This window comes from Desulfonatronospira sp. MSAO_Bac3, assembly GCF_003838035.1.
Taxonomy (GTDB): domain Bacteria; phylum Desulfobacterota; class Desulfovibrionia; order Desulfovibrionales; family Desulfonatronovibrionaceae; genus Desulfonatronospira; species Desulfonatronospira thiodismutans.
Genome location: NZ_QYZY01000389.1, coordinates 1 through 8,416 on the forward strand (window position 1 = coordinate 1; position 8,416 = coordinate 8,416).

Consider the following 8,416-nt stretch of genomic DNA (forward strand, 5'->3'; position numbering starts at 1 on the left):
GCCACGCGTCTTTGGCGTGGTTAATCCTGTCAAATAGCTCTTTTCTTTATTGGGTTGCGGGCGTAGCCCGCTTTGGATATTGAAAAGGTTGACTTTATGCACAAAAAAAGCGTGCTTTGCCTGATGATTCTTGTCCTGTCGATAGGGTTTCTTTTTTCCTGCGGCGAGGACGAAACCCCGGTCAAGGTGAGCCTGGAAAAACGCGAGGAGATCTCCATCAGGCCCCAGGCCGCCGCACTGACTTATGCCTATCTTCCCCAGTACTCCCATACGGAATCCTTTCAGCGGCACAACCGTCTGGTGGAGTACCTGTCTCAGGAAACCGGGCTGTCCATCCGCCAGGTGTTTCCGGATACTTTCGACGATCATATAAATAAATTCGGCCAGGGAAAAATAGACATTTCCTTTTCCAACCCCTTTGTCTACGCCAAGCTGGCCGGTCGCTTCGGCGGAGAAGCCTTCACCCGCATTATTGAAGAGGACGGGAGGGCCGAGTTCCGGGGCAAGATTATAGCCCGCAGGGATAACCAGGAAATACAGACCTTAGAAGACTGCAAGGGCACCTCCTGGGTTGCAGTGGATCCTTCCTCTGCCGGGGGATACCTCTTTGTCCTGGGCCACTTTGTGGAACACGAAATAACCCTTGATGATTTTGCAGAAGTTGTATTTGCAGGAGGCAGGCAGGAAAACGTGATCCTCGGAGTTTATTCCGGGCTGCATGATATCGGTGCCATCCGGGAAGGCTCCCTGAGCGTGGTGGAAGACAAGATCGATACCCGTCAAATCAAAGTCATTGATCACAGCAGGTGGTATCCGGGGTGGGTCTACGCACACAGCCCAAGGCTTACAGATGAAACTGTTGCAAAAATTAAAGAGGCCATGCTCAAACTGGATTACGACGATCCCGAACATAGGGACATACTGGAAGCGGCGCGTTTCAAAGGTTTTGTCCCTTCAAGTGATGAGGATTTCGATCCCATCCGGGATCTTAGCAAAAAGGTAGGGCTGGAGCTTGACTGACAGGTTGAAGAGCTTTCTTTTCCGGCTCAGGTTCAGGACCAAGATCACCCTGGGCATGGCGGCCATGCTGATCTTAAGCTGCGTTATAATCGGGCTGACCCTGTCCAACATGGCCTCCACCGCCCTTCTGGAAGAGGGCAAAAAGCGGGGCAGCGCCCTTAGCTCCGGTCTGGCCTTCCGTCTGGCCGAACCCATACTGGCCACGGATTTCCTGCAGATGAAAAACCTCATCGACAACGTTCACACCCAGTATGAAGACGTGGTATACGTCTTCTTGATTGACACCGAGGGTAACGTCTTGTCCCATACCTTTACCGGAGGATTTCCCACCGACCTGCTCCAGGTGAATATGGACCCCTCAGACCCTCAGCCTCTGCTTTTGTCCACGGAAAAAGGCACCATATACGACTGCGCTTCTCCTGTCCTTCTCGGAGACAGGAACCTGGGCACGGTGCGGCTGGGTCTGTCCAGGGACCACCTGGAGATTCTAATCCAGCGCCAGCGCTGGACCGCTCTTCTGACCACCCTGGGGGTGCTCACCCTGGGCCTGGTGCTTTCATCCTGGTTCGCCACCACTGTCACCAGACGTCTGAACAAGCTGCGCTGGTCCGCTGAAGAGGTGGTACAGGGCAACCTGGACATCCAGACCAGCTCAGAGCCTCGCAGGCATTGCTGGGAAATAATGCAGTGCGGCAAACAGGAGTGCCCCGCCTACGCAGACACAAGACGGCGCTGCTGGTATATCCCGGAAACCCTGTGCGAGGACTGCCAGAACATAGGCCACAGGCAAAAGATTGAAAACTGCCGCAAATGCAGAGTATACAGACAACTGGTAGGCGATGAGATCCAGGACCTGTCCGAGGCCTTTGACGTCATGGCCCTGACTGTAAAAAATCACATCAACGAACTGATTGAGCGGGAAAAAACCATTGTCCAGCAGCAGGGGCTTCTCAAAACAATAATGAACGTCACCCCGGACTTTATCACCCTGCAGGACAGAAATCTCAAGTATCAGTTTGCCAGCAAGGCCTTTTGCGACTATTTCGATCTCAAAGAAGATGACATCCTGGGCAGGACGGACTTTGAAATCTTTCCGGAAGAACAGGCAGACAGCAACTACCACGAGGACCGCCAGATTCTGTCCACAGGCAGGCCCCTGTCCAAGGAGGTGACCCTGAGCAGAAAAGGGCGGGAAGTATGGATGCACGTACTCAAAGTCCCTGTTTACGACCAGGAAAAAAACATTATCGGACTGTTGCTCACCGCCCGGGATATAACCATGCTCAAGAAGTATCAGGAGCAGCTCATCCAGTCCCAGAAAATGGAGGACCTGGGTCGCCTGGCCGGAGGGGTGGCCCACGAGATCAACACCCCCCTGGGGATTATCCTGGGCTATACCCAGCTGCTTCTGGAAGAGGTGGAAAATGATGAGTGGGCAGAGGACTTAAAGACCATAGAAAAGCAGACCAAGATCTGCCGCAAAATAGTTGCCGACCTTCTGGGCTTTTCCAGATATTCACAGTCCACCTCCCAGCCTGTGGACATGAACAGGTCCCTGGAAGAAGTCATCAAGCTGGTGGAGCATGTCCTGTCCCTGAGCCATATAAGGATCTATAAATCTTTGGACCCCAATATTCCTCCTTTTGTCGGCGATCACGAACGCCTGAAGCAGGTCTGGCTCAACCTCATAAACAATGCTGCAGACGCCATAGGCCAGGACGGAGTTATATACGTCAAATCCAAGCTTTGCGCCCACAGGCAGAGAATCATAATCAGCATAGCTGATACCGGCGCAGGAATAGAAGAAGAGTCCCTGAGCAAGATCTTCGATCCCTTCTTCACCACCAAGAGCGTGGGCAAAGGCACCGGGCTTGGCCTGTCTGTGTCCTTCGGCATTATCAAGGACCATGGCGGGGATATATCGGCGCTTAGCCCCCCGCCTGTGGAATACCTGCCCCGGGATTTTCCCAGATCACCGAGTTACGGCCCGGGTACAGTATTTATCGTAGAGCTGCCCCTGGAAGGAAAAACCCTTGAAAAGGAGAACGAAGATGGCGGTCATTGCAGTACTTGACGACGTCCAGGACGCCACCATTCTGGTGCAGAGGATTCTTGGACGCAAAGGACATACAGTGCATCCCTTCACCGAGGAGGACGATTTTTTCGCCCATCTCAGGGAAAACCACGTGGACCTGGCCATACTGGACATCAAGCTCAAAAAGATGAGCGGGGTGGACGTTCTGGAAGAAGCCAAAAAGATAACTCCCGGTCTCAGGGTGCTCATGCTCACGGGATATCCCACCCTGGAAACCGCCCAGAGGGCTCTGCAGCTGGGAGCGGACGAGTACCTGGTCAAGCCCATAGACAAGCACGAACTCGAGGAAAAGGTGGCCCAGGTCCTGGCCGATGAGGCAAAGGGGCCGGGCTGATGTGGCTTACCCAGCTCCTTGGCTACTGGTCCAGGCAGGTCTTTGCCCCCGGGGCCCAGCTACGCCGAAAATACCAGTACTTCAGGGACCTGCTGGCCCAGGACAGGCACTGCCTGGAAAAAATGGCCGAAATCGAGGAAATCCATTACCGCGGCCTGCACTGTGATTATGCCCGGGTGGCCAGGCTGTGCAGAGAGCTCCTGCGGGACGTGGACATGCTGGTCAAGAGCCTGGTGGCCCTGAATCCGCTTCGCTACAGGGTGCTCAAGGATTACAAAAAAAAAGTCTCCTTTTACGTGGAGCTTGCTCTCGACGTGCAGTCAGGCCCGGATGAGCGCCCCTGGTTTCTAAACCTGGACTCACCGCACGCCAGCCAGGAGCTTCTGGGAGGCAAGGCCCACAACCTGGCCCTGATCAGCAAAAAAGGCTTTCCTGTTCCCCGGGGCTTTTGCATCACCACCCGGGCCTTCAATCACTTTTTAAACGCAAACAATCTGCGCCCCCGCATAAACGAAATCCTGGGGAACATCTGCCTGGACTCGGCAGACCTGGAAGAATACTCCAGGCAGCTGCAACAGCTTGTCCTGGATGCAGAAATCCCCCAGGACCTGTACCTGGCCCTCCAGGACAGGCTCCAGGAAATGCCTCAAGGAAGACTGGCCTTTCGTTCCAGCGCCTTTGGAGAGGACAGTGAGCTAAGCTTCGCCGGGCAGTACGAAAGCCTTTTAAACGTGGACCGTGAAAACTGGGTCCAGGCCTACAAGGAAGTCCTGGCCGGAAAATACTCCCCCCGGGCCTTGAGCTACCGCATAAGAGCCGGTTTCCCCGACGAGCTCCTGTCCATGGCCGTGCTGGTGCTGGAAATGCTGCCGGCCCGGGAAAGCGGGGTGATCTACACCTCAGATGTGAATCATCCAGAACATATGGGCATCTACACTGTTTCCGGGCTGGGAGACAAGCTGGTGGGCGGGGAAGCCAGGGCCAGGGAATATTTCCTGGAAAAAGACAAAGAGCCTGCCCCCTCCAGTGATCATCCAGCCTATCTGCCAGACCTGCACCGCTTTGCCCTGGAGCTTGAAAATTATTTTGAATTTCCCCAGGACATCGAGTGGGTAGCAGACCAGCAGGACCGAGTCATCCTGGTCCAGACCCGTCCTTTTCACAGTGCCAGCGAAGGGCAAAAAGGTTTGGAACCTGACCTGCCGGTCTTGTGCAAAGGCCAGTGGGCCTCTCCGGGCATGGCCCAGGGCCCGGTTTTCAGGCTGCGCTCCCGGGAGAACATTTCCCAGATTCCCAAAGATGTCATCGTAGTTACTCCAGGCCTCTATCCGGAACTGACAGCGGTTCTGGACAGGATAAGCGCAATTATAGCCCTGGAAGGCAGTGCGGCCAGTCACCTGGCCACTATAGCCAGGGAAGAGGCAGTCCCGGCGGTTATCAATGTGGATAAAGACATGCCGCAGTGGGAAGACGGCCTCTGGGTTACAGTGGACGGTTATCGCGGCACTGTACACGAGGGACGGTCCCAGGCTGCACAGTCAGCTCCCACCCAGAGGCAGACCTGGATGGGCGAAAAGATGCGCTCAGTGCTTAAAAGCATCTCCACCCTGAACCTGAAAGACGCCCAGTCAGAAGATTTTATCCCCCAGAACTGCCGCTCCGTGCATGATATCATCAGGTTCACCCATGAAATGGGGGTCCGCGAAATGTTCTCCCTGTCCGGGTCCAGGGGCAAAGGCCTGGGCAGCTCCAGAATCCTTGAGCTGGAGATTCCTATGTCCTTTCGTGTCCTGGACCTGGAAGAGGGGCTGCACCCTTCAGCGGAAAAACAGGAGCGCATCACCCTGGACCAGGTGGCCAGCAAACCCTTTCAGGCACTGTTTCAGGGCTTGACCTGGAAAAGCATCAAGTGGGATCACAGCACCTGGCATTTCGACTGGCAGGAATTCGACCGAATGAGCGCAGGCATCTTCGACCCGGCCAAGTCCGCTGCCCTCAGCAGCTATGCCCTGGTGGCCAGGGATTACATGCATGCCCAGATCCGCTTTGGTTACCATTTTGCAGTGGTGGACTCCCTCATGAGTTCCAACAGGGATCAGAACTACGCCCAGTTCAGCTTCAAGGGAGGAGGAGCCCGCGAAGAGCAGAAGATATTAAGGCTTGAGGCAATCAAAATCGTCCTGGAACAATTCGGCTTTACCTGCTTTATCAAGGGAGATATGCTGAGCGCTGAAACAGCCCGCGAGGACGAGCAGGCTATCTGGCGGTCCATGCTGGTACTGGGCTACCTCCTGGGCAGGACCAGGCTTCTGGACATGAGCATGCACAGGCTGGATGTAAACGACCTGGCCAGGCAAATAATAGAGGAAATCGATGCAGCTTTGGCCCTTTAGAAAAAAACAAAAAAAAAGCAGCTTGGTAAGCTGGGTTACGCCCTACCTGGCGGTAGGCCCTGCACCCATGTCCCACGCCCACCTGCAGCATCTGAAGCAGGCCGGGATTGACGCCATCCTGAACCTGTGCGCCGAGTTCCCGGACCTGCCGGAAATCGAACGCCGGGCCGGCTTTGATGTTTACTACCTGCCTGTGGAGGACGAGGAAACCCCGGACATGGAAACCATGGACAACGCCCTGGAATGGATGGACGAATCCATTTACTTAGGCAAAAAAGTCCTGGTACACTGCCGCCACGGCATCGGCCGCACCGGCACCCTCACCGCGGCTTACCTCCTGCGCAAGGGCCTGACTTCCAGAAAGGTAAACAAACTGCTAAATCCCCTGCGCTCCCAGCCGGCCAACTACAATCAGTGGAGCCTGCTCAGGCAGTACGGGCGTCTCCAGGGCCGGCTACAGATCCGTGAGCCCAGCCTGGAACAAAAAAACATTGTGGATCTCACCCCTTTCTTCAAGGACCTGGAGGTCCTGCTAAACAGAGTCGAGATAAACCTGGAGGGGAGGCGTCTGTGCGGCAGAGAACATATCCTGTGCTGCTCACTGGACGTCCGGGTGAGCTTAGTGGAGGCGGTTTACATCTCCCACAAGATAAACACCGTTTTAACCCGGGAAAGCAGGCAGGAGCTCATCCGCAAGGCCTGTGGAACCAACGGGACCGGAGAGGGAGATGAGCCCCTGGAATGTTCCCTGTGCCCCCTGAACCAGAACCGCAAGTGCTCTTTCTTCCACCACCGCCCCCTGGCCTGCCGCCTCTTCGATTACAGCGACCTGGGATCAAAAGAATATGCTGATATAATGGATCAGGTAGGCCAGCTCTCCCGCAACCTTTTTCTGGCCTTTGGAGGACAGTTTCTGCAGCAGGACATAAATTTTGACTTGACCCGGGTCATCTCCGGAAAGTATGTCCAGGACTTTTTCCATATCCTCATGCAATGTGCTGAGGGAAACAACCGGATTTCACCTGAAAAAGAGCTCTGAACACACAAGACAAAGTATTGCCGTAAATGACCCTGGACACCCTGCACACCTCGGCCATGCTCTTTTTGAGCATTGTTTTCGAGTCCGCCCCGTTTATTCTCCTGGGAGCGCTCTTTTCCTCTCTGGTACTGGTATTTATCCCCGCGGACTTCTTCAGAAGAAAGCTGCCCCGAAACCCGGTACTTTCCCTGCCTCCGGCCCTGGCCCTGAGCGCGGTTTTTCCGGTATGCGAGTGCGCCATAATCCCCGTGGTGCGCGGACTGGTGCGCAAGGGCATGCCCATAAGTGCAGGCACAGTGTTCCTCGTGGCCGCCCCCATTTTAAACCCGGTGGTCCTGGCCTCTACATTTTATGCCTTCAGGTTCAACCTGGACGTAGTTGTGCTCAGGTTTGTCCTGGCTGCTGCGGCAGCCCTTATTGTGGGCTTTATTGTCTACCTGGCCTTAGAATCAGGCGGCCGTCGCCCCTTTGCCAGGGATCTCCCCATGGCTGGAGAGACACACTCCAGGCCCTCTTTCTTCAGTCCCGGCACCTGGAAAAGGGTGCTGGATCACAGCATTGACGAATTTTTCACCATCGGCAAATATTTCATCCTGGGGGCCGGGGTGGCCTCGCTTTTTCAAACCTATATGAGCCAGCAGGCGGTCATGGCCTTTACCGAATCCGCTTTTATCGCCCCCATGGTCATGATGCTCCTGGGATACGTGCTCTCGCTTTGCTCCACTGCGGATGCCTTTGTGGCCGCATCCTTCGCCGGCACCTTCACTCCCATGTCCATCGTGGCATTCCTGGTGTTCGGACCCATGCTGGACATTAAAAACACGGCCATGCTCCTGGGATACTTTCCCCTGCGCTTCGTTATTTTATTCATTGCCGCGGCAGCCGCCACTGTTTATACACTGGTTGTAACCATGCAGTTTCTGTTGTAAAAATAAGCCATGCTCAAGACAATAATCCTTTTCGCCCTGGCCATCCTGCAGGTCAAACTCATATATACCGGGGACATCCTGTACTACCTGTCCCCCAAGATGCTGCCCTTTTTCTACTTCTCCACCACTGTATTTCTGCTGCTGGCGGCTTACAGGGCCATGCTCATCCTGGCGGAATCAAGCGGTCTGGAAACCACCTCCCAGGCCTGCGACTGCTGCGCCCACGACGAGGATGCCTCCAGGTTTTCCAGGACAGCCATGTATATCCTCTTCTGCCTGCCCCTTTTGACCGGCTTTCTGGTCCCGCCCAAGCTTTTGGACAGCTCTCTGGTGGACAAAAAAGGCATAATCTACCGGGAAGTTGCCTCAACCCCTTCTGATCAGCTCCCTTCAGAGACAAGGCAGCAGTACACGGATCAGCCGGGGGAAATTGACCATGAATGGTGGGAAGAATACGAGTTTGAAACTCAAGAGCAAAACGTGCAGGAGGAAGAACAGCAGGCCCTGCGCGACGAACTGGGCATCTGGTACGACGAGGACTATTACAGGGACCTGGCTGACAGGCTCATTGATGGTGATAAAATCGTGGTCAGCGATTCAGGGCAC

Annotated in this window: 7 protein-coding genes; all 7 read left to right on the forward strand. The window is 55.0% G+C overall.

Translation table 11 applies throughout. The features are described from left to right. Nucleotides 1–96 precede the first annotated feature (96 nt). Nucleotides 97–1,020: a phosphate/phosphite/phosphonate ABC transporter substrate-binding protein gene (locus D5S03_RS13665; RefSeq protein ID WP_287044479.1), complete on the forward strand. Its 924-nt coding sequence runs from the start codon at nucleotides 97–99 to the stop codon at nucleotides 1,018–1,020. Continuing rightward, nucleotides 1,013–3,094 (forward strand): two-component system sensor histidine kinase NtrB, encoded by a 2,082-nt coding sequence (locus D5S03_RS13670; RefSeq protein WP_008871412.1) that lies wholly within the window; start codon nucleotides 1,013–1,015, stop codon nucleotides 3,092–3,094. The genes D5S03_RS13665 and D5S03_RS13670 overlap by 8 nt, the downstream gene beginning before the upstream one ends. Further along, on the forward strand, nucleotides 3,072–3,449 hold the full coding sequence (locus D5S03_RS13675) for a response regulator (protein ID WP_008871413.1): 378 nt from the start codon (nucleotides 3,072–3,074) through the stop codon (nucleotides 3,447–3,449). Before D5S03_RS13670 ends, D5S03_RS13675 begins: the two co-directional genes overlap by 23 nt. Further along, nucleotides 3,449–5,842: a PEP/pyruvate-binding domain-containing protein gene (locus D5S03_RS13680; RefSeq protein ID WP_008871414.1), complete on the forward strand. Its 2,394-nt coding sequence runs from the start codon at nucleotides 3,449–3,451 to the stop codon at nucleotides 5,840–5,842. Before D5S03_RS13675 ends, D5S03_RS13680 begins: the two co-directional genes overlap by 1 nt. A gap of 22 nt (nucleotides 5,843–5,864) precedes the next feature. Continuing rightward, nucleotides 5,865–6,881, forward strand: coding sequence for a protein-tyrosine phosphatase family protein (locus tag D5S03_RS13685; RefSeq protein ID WP_040419220.1), 1,017 nt, complete (start codon nucleotides 5,865–5,867; stop codon nucleotides 6,879–6,881). Between the two features lie 26 nt (nucleotides 6,882–6,907). Next, nucleotides 6,908–7,810 carry a permease gene (locus tag D5S03_RS13690; protein WP_008871416.1) on the forward strand — a complete coding sequence of 301 codons (903 nt, stop codon included), beginning with the start codon at nucleotides 6,908–6,910 and terminating at the stop codon, nucleotides 7,808–7,810. A 9-nt stretch (nucleotides 7,811–7,819) separates the two neighbouring features. After that, the coding region (locus D5S03_RS13695; protein WP_287044482.1) for a DUF1980 domain-containing protein at nucleotides 7,820–8,416 on the forward strand (597 nt) is incomplete at its 3' end.

Excerpts from the sequence above, each read along its gene's own strand:
- D5S03_RS13665 (WP_287044479.1), top strand. The coding sequence starts at position 97 with ATGCACAAAAAAAGCGTGCTTTGCCTGATGATTCTTGTCCTGTCGATA.
- D5S03_RS13675 (WP_008871413.1), top strand. The coding sequence starts at position 3,072 with ATGGCGGTCATTGCAGTACTTGACGACGTCCAGGACGCCACCATTCTG.
- D5S03_RS13680 (WP_008871414.1), top strand. The coding sequence starts at position 3,449 with ATGTGGCTTACCCAGCTCCTTGGCTACTGGTCCAGGCAGGTCTTTGCC.
- D5S03_RS13690 (WP_008871416.1), top strand. The coding sequence starts at position 6,908 with ATGACCCTGGACACCCTGCACACCTCGGCCATGCTCTTTTTGAGCATT.